The organism is Enterobacter cloacae complex sp. P15RS, assembly GCF_014895905.1.
GTDB lineage: Bacteria > Pseudomonadota > Gammaproteobacteria > Enterobacterales > Enterobacteriaceae > Enterobacter > Enterobacter quasihormaechei.
Map to the genome: position 1 here is coordinate 205,594 of NZ_JADBQL010000013.1, position 18,311 is coordinate 223,904.

14 protein-coding genes are annotated in these 18,311 nt (G+C 56.8%); 10 read left to right on the top strand and 4 right to left on the bottom strand.

Annotated elements, in window-relative coordinates:
* Window positions 1–63: 63 nt before the first annotated feature.
* From mazG to eno, 3 genes are all read left to right on the top strand, one after another.
* Window positions 64–855, top strand: coding sequence for a nucleoside triphosphate pyrophosphohydrolase (gene mazG, locus IM267_RS08775; RefSeq protein WP_063869337.1), 792 nt, complete (start codon window positions 64–66; stop codon window positions 853–855).
* A gap of 223 nt (window positions 856–1,078) precedes the next feature.
* The gene (gene pyrG / locus IM267_RS08780; RefSeq protein WP_063451903.1) at window positions 1,079–2,716 is read left to right on the top strand and encodes a glutamine hydrolyzing CTP synthase; all 1,638 of its coding nucleotides are present in this window, start codon (window positions 1,079–1,081) and stop codon (window positions 2,714–2,716) included.
* 82 nt (window positions 2,717–2,798) lie between these two features.
* On the top strand, window positions 2,799–4,097 hold the full coding sequence (eno, locus tag IM267_RS08785; protein ID WP_013098515.1) for a phosphopyruvate hydratase: 1,299 nt from the start codon (window positions 2,799–2,801) through the stop codon (window positions 4,095–4,097).
* A 52-nt stretch (window positions 4,098–4,149) separates the two neighbouring features.
* On the opposite strand, the gene IM267_RS08790 is transcribed toward eno, so the two are convergent.
* Complete coding sequence (locus tag IM267_RS08790; protein WP_193033203.1) at window positions 4,150–4,974, bottom strand: MurR/RpiR family transcriptional regulator; 825 nt, start codon at window positions 4,972–4,974, stop codon at window positions 4,150–4,152.
* Between the two features lie 168 nt (window positions 4,975–5,142).
* Here IM267_RS08790 and IM267_RS08795 point away from each other — a divergent pair, with 168 nt between their 5' ends.
* From IM267_RS08795 to queE, 3 genes are read left to right on the top strand one after another with little or no spacing between them, the layout of a single operon-like run.
* Window positions 5,143–6,702, top strand: coding sequence for a PTS transporter subunit EIIC (locus IM267_RS08795; protein ID WP_193033204.1), 1,560 nt, complete (start codon window positions 5,143–5,145; stop codon window positions 6,700–6,702).
* On the top strand, window positions 6,702–7,409 hold the full coding sequence (locus IM267_RS08800) for an N-acetylmannosamine-6-phosphate 2-epimerase (protein ID WP_107533622.1): 708 nt from the start codon (window positions 6,702–6,704) through the stop codon (window positions 7,407–7,409). The genes IM267_RS08795 and IM267_RS08800 overlap by 1 nt, the downstream gene beginning before the upstream one ends.
* Window positions 7,410–7,463: 54 nt before the next feature.
* On the top strand, window positions 7,464–8,135 hold the full coding sequence (gene queE, locus IM267_RS08805) for a 7-carboxy-7-deazaguanine synthase QueE (RefSeq protein ID WP_006811780.1): 672 nt from the start codon (window positions 7,464–7,466) through the stop codon (window positions 8,133–8,135).
* A 17-nt stretch (window positions 8,136–8,152) separates the two neighbouring features.
* Here the strand turns inward: queE and IM267_RS08810 are convergent, their stop codons facing one another.
* Together IM267_RS08810 and IM267_RS08815 are read right to left on the bottom strand one after the other, a co-directional pair.
* On the bottom strand, window positions 8,153–9,550 hold the full coding sequence (locus IM267_RS08810) for an MFS transporter (RefSeq protein WP_193033205.1): 1,398 nt from the start codon (window positions 9,548–9,550) through the stop codon (window positions 8,153–8,155).
* A 26-nt stretch (window positions 9,551–9,576) separates the two neighbouring features.
* Window positions 9,577–10,746, bottom strand: a complete 1,170-nt coding sequence (locus IM267_RS08815; RefSeq protein WP_193033206.1) for a M20 aminoacylase family protein — start codon at window positions 10,744–10,746, stop codon at window positions 9,577–9,579.
* 171 nt (window positions 10,747–10,917) lie between these two features.
* On the opposite strand from IM267_RS08815, the gene IM267_RS08820 reads away from it, so the two are divergent.
* On the top strand, window positions 10,918–13,272 hold the full coding sequence (locus tag IM267_RS08820; RefSeq protein WP_193033207.1) for a helix-turn-helix domain-containing protein: 2,355 nt from the start codon (window positions 10,918–10,920) through the stop codon (window positions 13,270–13,272).
* Here IM267_RS08820 and queD read toward each other — a convergent pair.
* Entirely contained in the window at window positions 13,257–13,622 is a 366-nt protein-coding gene (gene queD, locus IM267_RS08825) for a 6-carboxytetrahydropterin synthase QueD (RefSeq protein WP_193033208.1), read from the bottom strand. The genes IM267_RS08820 and queD overlap by 16 nt on opposite strands.
* 303 nt (window positions 13,623–13,925) lie before the next feature.
* Between queD and cysJ the strand changes: the two genes are divergently transcribed.
* From cysJ to cysH, 3 genes are all read left to right on the top strand, one after another.
* Window positions 13,926–15,731: an NADPH-dependent assimilatory sulfite reductase flavoprotein subunit gene (cysJ, locus tag IM267_RS08830; RefSeq protein ID WP_193033209.1), complete on the top strand. Its 1,806-nt coding sequence runs from the start codon at window positions 13,926–13,928 to the stop codon at window positions 15,729–15,731.
* The gene (gene cysI, locus IM267_RS08835; RefSeq protein ID WP_193033210.1) at window positions 15,731–17,443 is read left to right on the top strand and encodes an assimilatory sulfite reductase (NADPH) hemoprotein subunit; all 1,713 of its coding nucleotides are present in this window, start codon (window positions 15,731–15,733) and stop codon (window positions 17,441–17,443) included. The genes cysJ and cysI overlap by 1 nt, the downstream gene beginning before the upstream one ends.
* Before the next feature lie 99 nt (window positions 17,444–17,542).
* Window positions 17,543–18,277 (top strand): phosphoadenosine phosphosulfate reductase, encoded by a 735-nt coding sequence (gene cysH, locus IM267_RS08840; RefSeq protein WP_003862694.1) that lies wholly within the window; start codon window positions 17,543–17,545, stop codon window positions 18,275–18,277.
* Window positions 18,278–18,311: the final 34 nt, after the last annotated feature.

Consider the following 18,311-nt stretch of genomic DNA (forward strand, 5'->3'; position numbering starts at 1 on the left):
TCCTTTTCTGTAGGCCGGGTAAGGCAACGCCGCCACCCGGCATTTTGACATCAGGACAGAACTATGACTCAAATCGACCGCCTGCTCGGCATCATGAAGCGTCTTCGCGACCCGGAAAACGGCTGCCCGTGGGACAAAGAGCAGACTTTCGCCACCATCGCGCCTTACACGCTGGAAGAGACTTACGAGGTACTGGACGCGATTTCGCGCGAAGATTTCGACGACCTGCGCGGCGAGCTGGGCGACCTGCTGTTCCAGGTGGTGTTCTACGCCCAGATGGCGCAGGAAGAGGGGCGCTTTAACTTTGACGATATCTGCGCCGCTATCAGCGACAAGCTGGAGCGTCGTCATCCGCATATCTTTGGCGACGCCACCGCAGGCAACAGTGCGGAAGTGCTGGCGCGCTGGGAGCAGATTAAAAGCGCCGAACGCGCTGAAAAATCTCAGCACTCGGCGCTGGACGATATTCCCCTGAGCCTGCCCGCGCTGATGCGCGCCCACAAAATTCAAAAGCGCTGCTCGGCGGTAGGATTTGACTGGCACTCTCTTGGCCCGGTGCTGGAAAAAGTGCACGAAGAGATCGACGAAGTGATGCACGAAGCGCAGCAGGCCGTTGTGGATGAAGCAAAGCTGGAAGAGGAGATGGGCGATCTGCTGTTTGCGACCGTCAATCTTTCGCGCCACCTCGGCGTAAAAGCGGAAACGGCGCTGCAAAAAGCGAACATTAAATTCGAACGACGCTTTCGCGAAGTGGAGAGGATTGTGGCCTCGCGCGGCCTGGAAATGAGCGGCATAGACCTCGAGGCGATGGAAGAAGTCTGGCAGGAAGTAAAACGCCAGGAACATGATCTCTAACGAAATTTTGCGATCAAGCGCAATTTGTGTGATTTTTTAAATGACAAGCGCTTGATTTGCGTCAAAAACATTTACCCAAAAGGGGCTATTTTCTCACTCCTTATGTTTGTCATGGCCTGGGAAGGAGACGGAGAATGAAAGTTTGTGGCGCTCGTCGTGTTCGGGTATACTACTTTCCCGTCCTGGTTATTCCATCGTTTCACCCTAACTTCTCAGGTTCAGCATGACAACGAACTATATTTTTGTGACCGGCGGGGTCGTATCCTCTCTGGGTAAAGGCATTGCCGCAGCCTCCCTCGCAGCCATTCTTGAAGCCCGTGGCCTCAATGTGACCATGATGAAACTGGATCCGTACATCAACGTCGATCCTGGCACCATGAGCCCAACCCAACACGGGGAAGTGTTCGTTACTGAAGACGGCGCTGAAACCGATCTGGATCTTGGCCACTACGAGCGTTTCATCCGTACCAAAATGACCCGTCGTAACAACTTTACGACTGGCCGCATCTACTCCGACGTGCTGCGTAAAGAGCGCCGTGGTGACTACCTGGGCGCAACTGTGCAGGTTATCCCACACATCACTAACGCTATCAAAGAACGCGTCCTTGCCGGTGGCGAAGGGCACGACGTTGTGCTGGTTGAAATCGGCGGTACCGTAGGGGATATCGAATCCCTGCCGTTCCTCGAAGCGATTCGTCAGCTGGCGGTAGATATTGGGCGCGAACACGCGCTGTTCATGCACCTGACGCTGGTGCCATACATGGCAGCCGCGGGTGAAGTGAAAACCAAACCGACTCAGCACTCCGTTAAAGAGCTGCTCTCTATCGGTATTCAGCCAGACATCCTGGTTTGCCGCTCCGATCGCGCGATTCCGGCGAACGAACGTGCGAAAATTGCATTGTTCTGTAACGTGCCTGAAAAAGCCGTTATTTCAATGAAAGACGTCGATTCCATTTATAAAATCCCGGGCCTGTTGAAATCTCAGGGTCTGGACGATTATATTTGTAAACGATTCAGCTTGAACTGTCCGGAAGCTAACCTGTCTGAATGGGAACAGGTGATTTACGAAGAAGCCAATCCGGGCGGCGAAGTGACTATCGGTATGGTCGGTAAGTACATTGAACTGCCGGACGCCTATAAGTCAGTTATCGAAGCGCTGAAGCACGGTGGTCTGAAGAATCGCGTCTCCGTGAACATTAAGCTGATTGATTCGCAGGATGTTGAAACGCGCGGCGTCGAAATTCTGAAAGATCTGGACGCTATCCTCATCCCTGGCGGCTTCGGCTACCGCGGTGTTGAAGGCAAGATCGCCACTGCACGCTATGCGCGTGAAAACAATATTCCATACCTTGGCATCTGCCTGGGTATGCAGGTTGCGCTGATCGAATTTGCGCGCAACGTAGCGGGAATGGAAAACGCGAACTCTACGGAATTTGTGCCAGACTGTAAGTACCCTGTCGTGGCGCTGATTACGGAATGGCGCGACGAAGACGGTAACGTCGAAGTCCGTACCGAGAAGAGCGATCTGGGTGGCACCATGCGTCTTGGCGCACAGGCCTGCCAGCTGTCCGACGATAGCGTAGTTCGCCAGCTTTACGGCGAGCCGGTCATCACCGAGCGCCATCGTCACCGCTATGAAGTCAACAACATGTTGTTGAAACAAATTGAAGCTGCGGGCCTGCGTGTTGCGGGCCGCTCCGGGGACGATCAGTTAGTCGAGATCATCGAAGTGCCTAACCATCCGTGGTTCGTTGCTTGCCAGTTCCACCCGGAATTTACTTCAACGCCGCGTGACGGACATCCGCTGTTTGCCGGCTTCGTGAAAGCTGCCAGCGAGTACCAGAAGCGTCAGGCGAAGTAAAAAAAGTTAGAACGGCAACGCGTACCTCTGGTACGCGTTGTTTGTCTGGAGTTTTAGTTTAACTTGTACTGAGGAAAATCTAATGTCCAAAATCGTTAAAGTCATCGGTCGTGAAATCATCGACTCCCGTGGTAACCCGACCGTTGAAGCCGAAGTTCATCTGGAAGGTGGTTTCGTCGGTATGGCAGCAGCTCCATCAGGTGCTTCTACAGGTTCCCGCGAAGCGCTGGAACTGCGTGATGGCGACAAATCCCGTTTCATGGGCAAAGGCGTACTGAAAGCGGTTGGCGCTGTTAACGGTCCTATTGCTCAGGCTATCATTGGCAAAGATGCCAAAGATCAGGCTGGCATCGACAAGATCATGATCGATCTGGACGGTACTGAAAACAAATCTAACTTCGGTGCGAACGCAATCCTGGCGGTTTCCCTGGCGAACGCCAAAGCAGCCGCGGCTGCTAAAGGTATGCCACTGTTCGAGCACATCGCTGAACTGAACGGCACCCCAGGCAAATACTCCATGCCTGTACCAATGATGAACATCATCAACGGTGGTGAGCACGCAGACAACAACGTTGATATTCAGGAATTCATGATTCAGCCAGTTGGCGCGAAAACCCTGAAAGAAGCGGTTCGTATGGGTTCTGAAGTGTTCCACAACCTGGCTAAAGTTCTGAAAGCTAAAGGTATGAACACTGCTGTTGGTGACGAAGGTGGCTACGCGCCAAACCTGGGTTCTAACGCAGAAGCGCTGGCTGTTATCGCTGAAGCGGTTAAAGCAGCAGGCTACGAGCTGGGCAAAGACATCACCCTGGCGATGGACTGTGCAGCATCTGAATTCTACAAAGACGGTAAATACGTTCTGGCTGGCGAAGGCAACAAAGCGTTCACCTCCGAAGAGTTCACTCACTTCCTGGAAGACCTGACCAAACAGTACCCAATCGTGTCTATCGAAGACGGCCTGGACGAGTCTGACTGGGATGGTTTCGCATACCAGACCAAAGTACTGGGCGACAAAATCCAGCTGGTTGGTGACGATCTGTTCGTAACCAACACCAAGATCCTGAAAGAAGGCATCGAGAAAGGCATCGTTAACTCCATCCTGATCAAATTCAACCAGATCGGTTCTCTGACCGAAACGCTGGCTGCGATCAAAATGGCGAAAGACGCTGGCTACACCGCTGTTATCTCTCACCGTTCTGGCGAAACTGAAGACGCGACCATTGCCGACCTGGCTGTGGGTACCGCTGCTGGCCAGATCAAAACCGGTTCTATGAGCCGTTCTGACCGTGTTGCTAAATACAACCAGCTGATTCGTATCGAAGAAGCGCTGGGCGAAAAAGCACCATACAACGGCCGTAAAGAGATCAAAGGTCAGGCATAAGCCCGAGCTTTCATTTCAATAAAAAAACCCGCTTCGGCGGGTTTTTTGTTTTCTATAACAGAAGCGGCAGCGTTGCGCTGGCCGTTTGCTGACTCACCTCGCCGTAACGGCCATCAATGGCGATAATGGAAGTGGTAAGCAGCTCGATAAGCAGCATGACGCCAACTTTGGCATTCAGCGCACCCGCGCTCAGCGGCCCCTCGGGCTTTGCCGCAACCAGCTGCATATCGCTGAGGGACGCCAGCGGGCTGCGTGGCGTATTGCTGAGCGCCAGCACCTGCACGCCGCGCTTGCGGGCTAGCTTCACGACGTGGAGTAAATCGCGGGTCGATCCCGAACTTGAGATAGCGACCACCAGCGTCTCGTCAGACAGCGTTGCCGCATTCATGGCCGCGCGATGCATATCGCTAAACAGCTGCGCGGGTTTGCCCAGCCGCAGGAGCTTGTAATGCAGATATTCCCCGAGGATCGCACTGGCGGCCACCCCGTAAATCTGCACCGACCGCGCCTGATGCAGCGCCTGCGCGGCCTTTTCCAGCAGCGCTCTGTCGAGGAGCCTGGCGGTATCCTGTAGGGCCTGCACGGATTCATCCACGACGTTATCGATTTCATCCCCGGCCTGACGTGCGGGCTGGCCCTGCTGAATATCCAGCGCCAGCGCCATTTTGAATTCGTTATATCCCTTACAGCCCAGCGTCCGGCACAGGCGCGTCACGCTGGCTTCGCTGGTGTGACTTTCGCGCGCCAGCTCGGTGATCGTCAAATACAACACCCGCGCAGGATCGTTGAGAACAAACTCCCCCAGCTTTTGTTGCGTGGGGCTGTACCCGGAAGCCTCCTGGCGTAACTTAAGCAGCAGGTTTTCATGGTCTGACATGCTAGATCCTTAATGCGTTTCTCTGTCGACTAGTGTGGCGGAAAGCGGGGGAGAGATGCCAGCGATTTCGAAAAAGTATGATCCGCCTCCTGGATTTATGATGATAATTTTCATTTTTAATTTTTATTGTGATAAAAATTTTCATCATTACACCAGGGGATGAAAAAAATGATGCACATGTTCAGCGGCGCTTCTTCCGGCGGATGGTTTGAAAAAGCGCAGCGCTTCGGCAAATCGTTTATGCTGCCCATCGCCGTTTTGCCGGCGGCGGGGCTATTACTGGGGATCGGCGGTGCGCTGTCGAACCCCAATACCCTCACGGCCTACCCATTTTTAAACGTGGGCTGGCTACAGGCCATCTTCACCATCATGAGCAGTGCGGGTTCGATTGTGTTTGCGAACTTGTCCGTGCTGTTCGCCGTTGGGGTTGCCGTTGGGTTAGCGAAAAACGATAAAGGCACGGCGGGGCTGGCGGCCCTGCTCGCGTTTCTGGTGATGAACGCCACCATCAACGCCCTGCTGATCCTGACCGGAAAGCTGGCCCTTGAAAATCCGGGTGCCGCAGGGCAGGGTATGACGCTGGGCATTCAGACGCTGGAAACCGGCGTGTTTGGCGGCGTGGTTATTGGTCTGGTGACCTGCGCGCTGCACCATCGGTTTAACAAAATCGCGCTTCCGCAGTTCCTGGGCTTCTTTGGCGGCTCGCGCTTTGTTCCGATTATCAGCTCGCTGGCGGCGATACTCGTCGGGGCGCTCATGACCGTTGTCTGGCCGCACTTCCAGAAGCTGATCTTTGGCCTCGGCGGTCTGGTGGACGCCACCGGCTATCTGGGCACCCTGCTGTACGGTTTTATCCTGCGCATGCTTGGCCCGTTTGGTCTGCACCACATCTTTTATCTGCCGTTCTGGACCACCGCGCTCGGCGGAAGTGAAATCGTTAACGGACACCTGGTTGAGGGTACGCAGCGGATTTTCTTCGCTCAGCTCGCCGACCCGAACACCCAGCACTTCTATGAGGGCACGTCGCGCTTCATGTCCGGGCGCTTTATCACGATGATGTTTGGCCTGCTCGGCGCCTGCCTGGCGATGTACCACACGGCTATACCTGAGAACAAAAAGCGCGTAGCCGGGCTGCTGCTGTCAGCGGCGTTAACCTCTTTCCTGACGGGCATTACCGAGCCCATCGAGTTCTCATTCCTGTTTATTGCGCCGGTGCTGTACGTCATTCATGCGCTGTTTGACGGGCTGGCGTTTATGCTCGCGCACATGCTGCATATCACCATCGGGCAAACCTTCTCCGGCGGCTTTATTGACTTTGTGCTGTTCGGCATTTTGCAGGGGGAGGCGAAAACCAACTGGATGTTCGTCCCGCTGGTGGGCGTGCCGTGGTTCTTCCTCTACTACGTTACCTTCCGCTACCTGATTAACCGCTTTGATTTCGCCACGCCGGGCCGTGAAAGGGAAGCGGTGGCCGACGCCGAAGCCTTACCGCAAAGCGAGCGCGCCGCAGCGGTGATCGCCGGGCTGGGCGGCAAAGACAATCTCGAGGACGTTGACTGCTGCGCCACGCGGCTTCGCGTCACGGTAAAAGAGGGCAGCAGGGTGAATGAAGCGGCCCTGAAAGCGACCGGCGCGCGCGGCGTCATCGTACGAGGTAACGGCGTTCAGGTCATCTATGGCCCGCACGTCACCATCATCAGGAACGAAGTGGAAGAGATGTTATCGTAATGAAAACTGTACTGAATACCCTGAAGGGGAAGCTGGTTGTCTCCTGTCAGGCGCTGGAAAACGAACCCTTACACAGCCCGTTTATTATGTCGCGAATGGCGCTGGCGGCGGCGCAGGGCGGGGCCGCTGCGATCCGCGCCAACAGCGTGGTGGACATTGAGGCGATCAAGGGGCTGGTTTCGCTGCCGGTTATCGGCATCATCAAGCGGGACTATCCCGATAGCGAGGTGTTTATCACCGCGACGATGAAAGAGGTGGATGAGCTGATGGCGGTCGCGCCGGACATCATCGCGCTGGACGCGACCGCCCGTAACCGTCCCGGCGGGGAAACTCTGGAGGCGCTGATCGGGCAGATCCGCGCCCGTTATCCCTCGCTGCTGCTGATGGCTGATATTTCCACCGTGCAGGAGGCCGTGACCGCGCAGGCGCTTGGTTTTGACTGCATCGGAACCACGCTCTACGGCTACACGGCGGAAACGGCGGGCCATTCGCTCCCGGAGAATGACTGCGCGTTTCTGAAAGCGGTGCTGGCGGCCGTTACGGTTCCGGTGATTGCGGAAGGCAACGTGGACACCCCCGAGCGTGCGGCAAAATGCCTGGCGCTGGGGGCGCATACGGTGGTTGTCGGGGGCGCAATCACCCGGCCACAGCAAATCACCGGGCGTTTTATGGCAGCGATAGGCGCGCAAAGCACCGATGGAGCATGATCATCCGGCGGGGATCTGCGATACTTATCGTTTATCCCCTTAACTGAGAAGATTATGCAGTACCCGATTAACGAGATGTTCCAGACCCTGCAAGGCGAGGGTTACTTTACCGGCGTTCCCGCTATTTTTATTCGTTTACAGGGATGCCCGGTTGGCTGCGCCTGGTGTGATACCAAACATACGTGGGATAAGCTCGCAGATCGGGAAGTGTCGCTGTTCAGCATTCTGGCGAAAACCAAAGAGAGCGATAAGTGGGGGGCGGGCAGTGCGGAAGATCTGCTGGCCATTATTGGTCGTCAGGGCTGGACGGCGCGCCACGTCGTCATCACCGGCGGGGAACCCTGCATTCACGATCTGATGCCGCTCACCGAGCTGCTCGAAAAGAACGGCTATAGCTGCCAGATCGAAACCAGCGGCACCCATGAAGTGCGCTGCTCCCACTCAACGTGGGTAACGGTTTCACCGAAGGTGAATATGCGCGGCGGTTACGACGTGCTGTCGCAGGCGCTTGAGCGCGCGGATGAAATTAAGCACCCGGTAGGGCGCGTGCGCGACATCGAGGCGCTGGATGAACTGCTGGCAACGCTGACGGACGAAAAGCAGCGCGTGATTGCGCTTCAGCCCATCAGCCAGAAAGACGATGCGACCCGTCTGTGCATTGAAACCTGTATCGCCCGCAACTGGCGGCTGTCGATGCAGACGCACAAATATCTGAACATTGCCTGATGTTTCCGTGGCCCCGCTTAACGCGGGGCTTTTGACGTTGGCAGTAATGCCCAGGTCACGACGGCCGACCCAAGGCAAATCGCACTGTTGAAAAGTAAGGCATACTGCGCGGCGCTGGCCGCTCCCATCGGCAGCCACAGGGCGTACAGCGATGCGGTGACCGCGATACCCATAGCTCCGCCCAGAGAGCTGCCCATCTTATAGATCCCTGAAGCCACGCCCACCTTATTTTCAGGCGCATTCATCACCGCCGTGTCCGTTGAGGGTGTGGCGTAACATCCTAGCCCCAGCCCGAATAAAATGTTGCTCAGAAAAACGGTGACGATATAGACCTCTTTGCTTAAAAAGGTGCATGAAATTAACGTGATACCCGTTGCGGTCAGCAGCGGGCCGGTCATCATCGGCAGCCTCGCGCCGTAGCGCTGAAGCAGTTTTTCACCCACCCGGATCATCGCCAGTACGGTGACCAGATACCCCAGCGTCATCATGCCGGTCTGTAGCGGTGACAGATGATGCCCTTGCTGTAACCAGATGCTGGCGATCATCATGGTGCCAATGCAGCCGTTGAGCAGGAAGTTTGAGCATACCGAGGCGCTGTAGGCCCGGTTTTTAAACAGGGCAAAGTCAATCAGCGCCGCATCGCCTTTCCGTCGCCCGATAATAACAAAGCACATCAGTGCAATCACTGCGCCAGACAGCACCAGAAGCGATACACCGCTGCTCCAGCCCCAGCCGTGTCCTTTGCTGATAAACAGATTAAAGAGCACCAGCATAAGAACAAAACTCACCAGGCCGCTGATATCCAGCTTGTGTCGACACGCATCAGGGCTGCGGCTTTCCGGGGTGGCGCGGATAAGCAATAGCGCGGCCAGAGCCACCACCATGGAGAAAATAAAAATCCAGCGCCAGCCCAGCGTGGTGGCGATGGCACCCCCTACAAACGAGCTCAGGCCACTGCCGCCCCAGGAGCCGATAACCCAAAAGCTGATGGCGCGCTGGCGTGCTTTACCGTCATACCAGGTCTTAATCAGCGCCAGCGTGGCGGGCATGATGCAGGCCGCTGACAGCCCCTGTATCGCTCTTCCCAACAGAAACAGGACGGGCTCCCATGAAATGAACAGCAGACCGCTCCCGATAATGTTCAGGAACAGGCCCATCATGGTCAGGCGCACGCGCCCAAACTTATCGGCAAACCCGCCGCAGGCAACGACGAAGCAGCCGCTGAACAACGCGCTCAGGCTGACGGCGAGCGTGAGGGTTTCGAGGGCAATATCGAGGCTATTCTGCATGGCCGGAACAACGTTGATAACCGACTGGGCAAAGAGCCAGAATGTCAGAACGCTCATGACGATACCCGCCAGCAGCCGATCGTTACCGGCGTAGGCGGAGGTGCCTGTCAGGGAAACGGTACTCATAATGTGCCCTCCCGGGAAGGTGCGAATCAGCGCAGATAGTGTTCGGTCAGTGCGGCCCACAGCGCCGCGCCGGTGAGGAGAATGTTGTCGTTAAAGTCGTAGCCCGGGTTATGCACCATGCAGCGGTCAGGCTCATCCCCGGCGCCAAGCATGAAATAGCACCCATTGGGATTTTTCTCGAGCATGAATGCAAAGTCCTCGCTGCCCATAAACGCATTCACCTCCGCGACGGATTCCTGACCGAACAGATCGGTGGCGACGCTGCGCACCATCTCGTTGGCTTGCGGATTGTTTTTCAGCACCGGGCTGCCGTTAATGTGACGGATGGTGGCCGTAGCATTGAAGCTTTCTGCCTGCGCAACGGCAATATCGTGGATGCGCTGTAGCACGGTTTGCCGCACGCGTTCATCCAGCGTGCGCACGGTCAGTTTCATCAATACTTTGTCGTTGATAATGTTGGGCGCGTGCCCGGCCTGAATGCTGCCTACGGTAACGACGGCGGGCTGGAAGGGGGTGATGTTGCGCGAAACAATCGACTGCAAAGCGACAGTGATATGGCAGGCAACCAGGGTGGCATCAACGGTATGTTCTGGCACCGCGCCGTGACCACCCACGCCGTTAACCTCAATATGTAGGGTGTCGGAAGAGGCCATCATGGCGCCATCGCGCAGACCAATTTTTCCGACGGGCTGTGAAGGCATATTGTGCAGGCCAAAAATATGGTCGCAGGGGAACAGGTCAAACAAGCCATCCTCCAGCATGACGCGTCCGCCATACAGAAGCTCTTCCGCCGGCTGAAAAATAAGGTGCAGCGTGCCGTTAAAATTGCGGGTGCGCGCCAGGTACTCCGCTGCATACAGGAGCGTAGTGGTGTGGCCGTCATGACCGCAGCCGTGGAATTTACCTTCAACGGTGCTGCTCCACGCCTTGCCGCTGTTTTCCTGCATTGGCAGTGCGTCCATATCGGCGCGCAGGCCCAGGCGTTTATGCCCGTTACCCACCTTCAGCGTGCCGACCACGCCGGTTTTGGCCAGACCTCGATGGACCTCAAAACCCCATTCCTGGAGCAGCGCCGCCACGCGATCGCTGGTGTTGTGCTCTTCAAAACCAATTTCAGGATGCTGATGAAAATAGCGGCGTAGTTCAGTGAACTGAGCTTCGTTGCCGCGCAGGGCTTCGATGATTGGATGTGTCATTTTTGTTATCCCTTTTATGCCAAACGGTGATAATTTCGAGTCTATGACGATCGTACCGCCTGAAAATGCCCTTTTTTGTTGTAAATCGACGGTTTTGTTTTGATTGTTTTTCATACAATTCAGTTATGACAAAAAAGAGCAGGTCATTATTTGTCTTTGGTGAGGAAGAGTATGGAGCTGCGGGGAGATGAATTCCGGGTAGAGATTCAGGACATTCGCCAGTGCGTGGAGGATGAAGGCGATACGCTGACGTTGCTTTGGGTGCTGGAAGGGCGGGCAGAGCTGAGCACCGATGTGGGGCGTGAGATCCTGGAGGCCAATACACTTGCCATCATCAACCGTCATCGGCGCTGGCAGTTCGCGAGTGAAACGGCCAACGTCACCCTGCGCGTGACCCTTTCCGGGCGCTGGATCGTCCAGCTCTGCAAGGATTTTTTTGCCCATGATTATGCCGTACCGGCAGAAGCCGGAGGCGTCTGGCCGCAGTGCGATGCGCTTCGCGATCTGTTGCGCCAGCTCTTGGTGGTCACGCTCATCAACGATCCGCACCGCTACCGGCTGGAGGCGTACCGCTGGCTGAGCGAGATATTGCTGTTGCTGACCAGCCGCTTTCAGCAGCCCGCCCGTATGCTGCCCCGTGAACTTTCCTCTGTGCACAGTAAACGCATCGCTCGGGTGATAGAGCGAATCAATGCCAGTTATACCCGCCGCATTACGCTTGCGGAAATCGCCGCGAGTGAATATGTCTCTGAAGCCTGGCTTTCTCGTCTCTTTCGAAAGGAGGTGGGGAGCAGTTTCATGCAGTACATTACCGCCCTGCGGCTGGAAAAGGCGGCTGATGCTCTGCGCCTGACCAATCGGCCGCTGCACCAGATTGCGCTTGAGCAGGGGTTCGCCAGCACGCGCATGATGAGCGATCGGTTTCGGCATGCTTACAATATGTCCCCGGGTGAGTTTCGTAAGGCCCGACGCCAGCACCCGGAGGCCGCACGCGTTCGTACGGACAGGCGTGAGCTGCATCATCCGGTCCCCGTGGACAAGCTGTTCAGCCTGCTCAATGAACCGGAGGCGCGCGGCTGGGGATCCTCGCCGCTCATCGTTCACCCGCAGCAGGAGCAGAGTCTGGATCTGGAGTTGCTTAACCCTCTCTCCGCCTCGCTGCGCCGTATGCGGGTGGTTATTACCCTGCGCGAGCTCGACGATTTGCTGCGTGAGGACGTTCGTCATAATCTGGAGGCCATCGGTGAGACCCTGACCATTGAGGGCATTGATATCGCCGAGCCTTTTCTGAGCAGCCGTCTTTTTGCCGCCGGGTGGGATGACGCGCAGCGGGCGGGCTACGCCTGCTGGTACAATCTGCATCAGATCTTCACCTGGCTGGCGAAAAAACAGTGGACGGTACTGCTCCACACCGGCGTAACGACCCGTCGCGATCTTCTTACCCGCTTTTTACACCGGTCAGTTAATCATTTTTCGCCAGAGGTCACCGCGGGCTGGCACTTTGTGATGCACTGGTCAGCCCAGGCGAGTGAGGAGGCCCGGGAACAGGTCTGGCTGGCGCAGCAAAAGGTAATACGAACCTGGCTTCCGCAGGCAAAGTTTGGTTTATGGCACCGATTTTCACCCGTCAACGCGGGCGTGGGCGACGATACCCTGTTCAGCTCAGCCATTCTGATGCAGGCCGATTTTCTTGCCTGTTCGGCCGATGCCAATGAACTTCTCGATCCGGCGCAGGGGGAGCCAACCGATCTCTCCTCCACGGAAAATTACCCGATACTGAAGATCCGCCAGATCCTCGCCGCCCTTCGCCTGCGCAAATGTTCGCTTCCGGTCTGGCTTCTCTCCTGGAATACCCTCACCGGCAGTACGCGGGCAACAAATGGCTGGTTTTTTCGGGGGGCGTTGCTGATGCAGAACCTGATCGGGCTTTCGGAGCAGGTCTGGCTGGCGGGATTCTGGCTAGATTCGGGTCTTCAGGGCGAAGCCCGCGCGAACGACACCATTGATACATCAAGCCTTGCGCTACAGTATAACCATGGTCTGCCGCGTCCTGTTTATTGGGTACTCTGGCTCTGGCAACGCCTGCGGGGCGAGGTGCTGGTAAACGACGGGCGTGTTCTGCTCACGCGCCATCACAATGGTTACCAGCTGCTGCTGCGCAATGTGGTGGTTTTTAATCCGCTCCTTTCCAGTGAAGAAGCCTTCATCCAGCGCTTTCGCCAGCAGTATCATTTACACCTGAAGGGAATGCGCGGGAAATGGCGAATCAAGTGCCATCTTTTTGATCGGCACAACGGCGCGCTCTATCCATTGCTTGAAGGTATCGGCAGCGAAAGCGGCCCTGACGAAGAGATGTGGCGCTGGATAGCCCATAAAGCGCGTCCAACGCTTTCTGTACGCGATGAACGCCTTTTTGACGGCTGGCAAATGACGGAATCACTGGAGAGTAATGCGCTGGTGCTCTACGAGTTTACGCCGCTCGTGCCGCTTGAGGGCGACACGGAGGAGATTCACTCCCCGCGATAGACGCAGCCTGCGGTACAGGTCTCTTTGATCATGACCGCGCTCAGCAGCGGCACCAGCGGCTTCATCTGATCCCAAATCCATTTCGCCAGCACTTCGCTGGTTGGGTTTTCAAGGCCCGGAATATCATTCAGATAGTAGTGATCAAGACGATCGTAGGTCGGCTTAAACGCGGCTTTCAGTTCGGCGAAGTCCATGATCCAGCCCGTATGGGGATCGACTTCACCGATGATTTCAAGACGCACCATAAACGAATGTCCGTGCAGGCGGCCACATTTGTGCCCGGCAGGAACGTGTGGAAGGTGGTGTGCGGCTTCGAAGGTGAAATCTTTAAACAGTGTGGTGGACATCATAGCTCTCAGGAATGCGGAAAAAACCGCCGCATAGTACCGGAAAGCACAATTTTTATCATTAACTAAAACGGCTCTGAACGGTCACCGCCTTGTATTCCCGGTGTTTATCGGCTTTAGTTCTTTTATTTCAATTATTTATTTAATCGCTTTTACCGTTAAGAACGATAACTAAAACAGGTTAGTCCATTTGGTTATTTATTATTTCCATCCCTTCTTTAATTGTTATTATCCCCGCCGTTAACCTTATCTTCAGTTTGGATTTATTCGCTTAAAGTCCGCTTTGCTACTGGAACATAACGACGCATGACAACACAGGCCCCACCTTCAAATTTGCTTCCCCTAAACCCGGAGCAGCTGGCGCGCCTACAGGCCGCGACTTCCGATTTTTCACCCACCCAGCTCGCCTGGGTTTCCGGCTATTTCTGGGGAATGCTGAACCAGCAGCCGGGTGCCGTGGCTGGCGTACCGCCAACTGCCGTTGAAATTCCTGCCATCACGCTGATCTCTGCCTCGCAAACGGGCAATGCCCGTCGCGTGGCCGAAGCGCTGCGTGATGACCTGCTCGCCGCGAAGCTGAACGTAAACCTGGTGAACGCCGGGGATTATAAATTCAAACAAATCACGTCAGAAAAGCTGCTGGTGGTTGTCGCCTCAACGCAGGGGGAAGGTGAGCCTGCGGAAGAAGCCGTCGCGCTGCACAAGTTCCTGTTCTCGAAAAAAGCGCCAAAGCTGGAGGGCACGGCCTTTGCCGTGTTCGGCCTCGGCGATACGTCCTATGAATTCTTCTGCCAGTCCGGTAAAGACTTCGACAGCAAGCTGGCGGAGCTGGGCGCCGAGCGCCTGCTGGATCGCGTAGACGCTGATGTGGAATACCAGGCCGCCGCCGCCGAATGGCGCGCGCGCATCGTTGAGGTGCTGAAAGCCCGCGTCCCGAAAGAGACGCCGGCGCAGGCTGCCGTTACCGCAGCGGGCACCGTCAACGAGATCCACACCAGCCCTTACACCAAAGAGAGTCCGCTGACGGCGAGCCTGTCGGTTAACCAGAAAATCACCGGCCGCGATTCGGAAAAAGACGTGCGCCATATTGAGATCGATCTTGGCGATGCCGGCGTGCGTTATCAGCCTGGCGACGCGCTGGGCGTCTGGTATCAGAACGATCCGGCGCTGGTGCAAGAGCTCGTCGAGCTGCTGTGGCTGAAAGGCACCGAGCCGGTCTCCGTTGAAGGCAAAACGCTGCCGCTTTCCGAGGCGCTCCAGTGGCATTTCGAACTGACGGTTAATACCGCCAACATCGTGGAGAACTACGCCACCTTAACGCGCAGCGAGTCCCTCCTGCCGCTGGTGGGGGATAAGGCGAAGTTACAGCATTACGCCGCGACAACCCCGATTGTCGATATGGTACGTTTCTCCCCGGCACAGCTGGATGCCGACGCGCTGATTGGCCTGCTGCGTCCGCTGACGCCGCGCCTTTACTCCATCGCCTCCTCTCAGGCTGAAGTGGAAAGCGAAGTCCACATCACCGTCGGCGTGGTGCGTTACGATATCGAAGGCCGCGCGCGGGCGGGCGGGGCGTCGAGCTTCCTTGCCGACCGCGTGGAAGAAGAGGGCGAGGTGCGCGTCTTTATCGAGCACAACGACAACTTCCGCCTGCCGGCGAACCCGGAAACGCCGGTGATCATGATTGGTCCGGGCACCGGCATTGCGCCGTTCCGCGCCTTCATGCAGCAGCGTGCGGCAGACGGCGCGCCGGGTAAAAACTGGCTGTTCTTCGGCAACCCGCACTTTACCGAAGATTTCCTCTACCAGGTGGAGTGGCAGCGCTACGTCAAAGAGGGCGTACTGACCCGCATCGATCTGGCCTGGTCCCGCGATCAGAAAGAAAAAGTCTACGTACAAGACAAACTGCGCGAACAGGGCGCAGAGCTGTGGCGCTGGATCAATGACGGTGCCCACATTTATGTCTGCGGCGACGCCAATCGCATGGCGAAAGACGTTGAGCAGGCACTGCTGGAAGTGATTGCCGAATTCGGCGGTATGGATGCCGAAACGGCGGATGAATTTTTAAGTGAGCTGCGCGTAGAGCGCCGTTATCAGCGAGATGTCTACTAATGAGCGAAAAACATCCTGGCCCACTGGTGGTCGAAGGCAAACTGACTGATGCCGAGCGCATGAAGGTAGAGAGCAACTACCTGCGCGGTACCATTGCCGAAGATTTGAATGACGGCCTGACCGGCGGTTTTAAAGGTGACAACTTCCTGCTGATCCGTTTCCATGGGATGTACCAGCAGGACGACCGCGATATCCGCGCCGAGCGTGCCGAACAGAAGCTGGAGCCGCGTCACGCAATGCTGCTGCGCTGCCGTCTGCCGGGTGGGATCATCACCACGAAACAGTGGCAGGCGATCGACAAGTTTGCCCATGACAACACGATTTACGGCAGCATTCGTCTGACCAACCGTCAGACCTTCCAGTTCCACGGCATTCTGAAGAAGAACGTGAAGCCGGTTCACCAGATGCTGCACTCCGTGGGCCTGGACGCGCTGGCGACCGCCAACGACATGAACCGTAACGTGCTCTGCACCTCGAACCCGTACGAGTCCGAGCTGCACGCCGAAGCGTATGAGTGGGCGAAGAAAATTTCCGAGCACCTGCTGCCGCGCACCCGCGCCTATGCGGAGATCTGGCTCGATCAGGAAAAAGTCGCCACCACCGATGAGGAGCCGATCCTCGGCCAGACCTATCTGCCGCGTAAGTTCAAAACCACGGTGGTGATCCCGCCGCAGAACGACATCGATCTGCACGCCAACGACATGAACTTCGTGGCGATTGCGGAAAACGGCAAGCTGATCGGCTTTAACCTGCTGGTGGGCGGCGGTTTGTCCATCGAGCACGGTAACAAGAAAACCTACGCCCGCACCGCGACCGAGTTCGGCTTCCTGCCGCTGGAACACACGCTGGCCGTGGCGGAAGCGGTGGTCACTACCCAGCGCGACTGGGGTAACCGTACCGACCGTAAAAACGCGAAAACCAAATACACGCTCGAACGCGTCGGCGTGGAGACGTTCAAAGAAGAAGTGGAGCGTCGCGCGGGCATCACGTTTGAGCCGATCCGCCCTTATGAATTTACCGGTCGCGGCGATCGCATCGGCTGGGTGAAAGGCATCGACAATAACTGGCACCTGACGCTGTTCATCGAAAACGGACGTATTCTGGATTATCCGGGCCGTCCGCTGAAAACCGGCCTGCTGGAAATCGCGAAGATCCACAAAGGCGAGTTCCGTATCACCGCTAACCAGAACCTGATCGTCGCCAGCGTGCCGGAAAGCGAAAAGGCGAGAATTGAAGAGCTGGCGCGCGAGCACGGGTTGATGAACGCGGTGAAGCCGCAGCGTGAAAATTCCATGGCCTGCGTATCGTTCCCGACCTGTCCGCTGGCGATGGCCGAAGCCGAGCGTTTCCTGCCGTCATTCACCGACAAAGTGGAAGCGATTCTGGAAAAACACGGCATTCCGGACGAGCATATTGTTATGCGCGTGACGGGCTGCCCGAACGGCTGTGGTCGCGCGATGCTGGCCGAGCTGGGGCTGGTGGGTAAAGCGCCGGGTCGCTATAACCTGCACCTGGGCGGTAACCGTATCGGAACGCGCATCCCGCGTATGTTCCGCGAGAACATCACCGAGCCGGAAATTCTCGATTCCCTCGACGTGCTTGTCGGGCGCTGGGCAAAAGAGCGCGAAGCGGGTGAAGGCTTCGGAGACTTTACGGTACGCGCGGGCATCATTCGCCCGGTGCTCGATCCCGCACGGGATTTCTGGGAATAACCCATCCTTTGCCCGGTGGCGCTTCGCTTACCGGGCCTACGGGTTTTGTAGGCCGGGCAAACGCAGTGCCGCCCGGCGAAACAGGCAAACGAGGTTCTTATGTCCGTACTCGATCTAAACGCCCTGAATGCGCTGCCAAAAGTCGAACGCATTCTGGCCCTGGCAGAAACCAACGCCCAGCTGGAAAAGCTCGACGCCGAAGGGCGCGTGGCCTGGGCGCTGGAAAATCTGCCGGGAGACTACGTGCTCTCGTCGAGCTTTGGCATTCAGGCGGCGGTCAGCCTGCATCTGGTGAATCAGATCCGCCCGGACATTCCGGTGATCCTCACCGATACCGGCTACCTTTTCCCGGAGACCTACCAGTTTATCGACGAGCTGACGGACAAGCTCAGGCTGAACCTGAAGGTTTATCGCGCAACGGAAAGCGCGGCATGGCAGGAGGCGCGTTACGGCAAGCTGTGGGAGCAGGGCGTTGAGGGCATTGAGAAATACAATGAAATCAACAAAGTCGAGCCGATGAACCGGGCGCTGAAAGAGCTGAACGCCCAGACCTGGTTCGCCGGCCTGCGCCGGGAGCAGTCCGGGAGCCGGGCAACGCTGCCGGTGCTGGCGGTGCAGCGTGGCGTGTTCAAAGTGCTGCCGATCATCGACTGGGATAACCGCACGGTGTATCAGTACCTGCAAAAACACGGGCTGAAGTACCATCCGCTGTGGGATCAGGGCTACCTGTCAGTAGGGGATACCCACACCACGCGCAAATGGGAACCGGGAATGGCCGAAGAAGAGACGCGATTCTTTGGGCTGAAGCGCGAGTGCGGGCTGCACGAAGGGTAATGTTTTTTCGCCCGGTGGCGCTGCGCTTACCGGG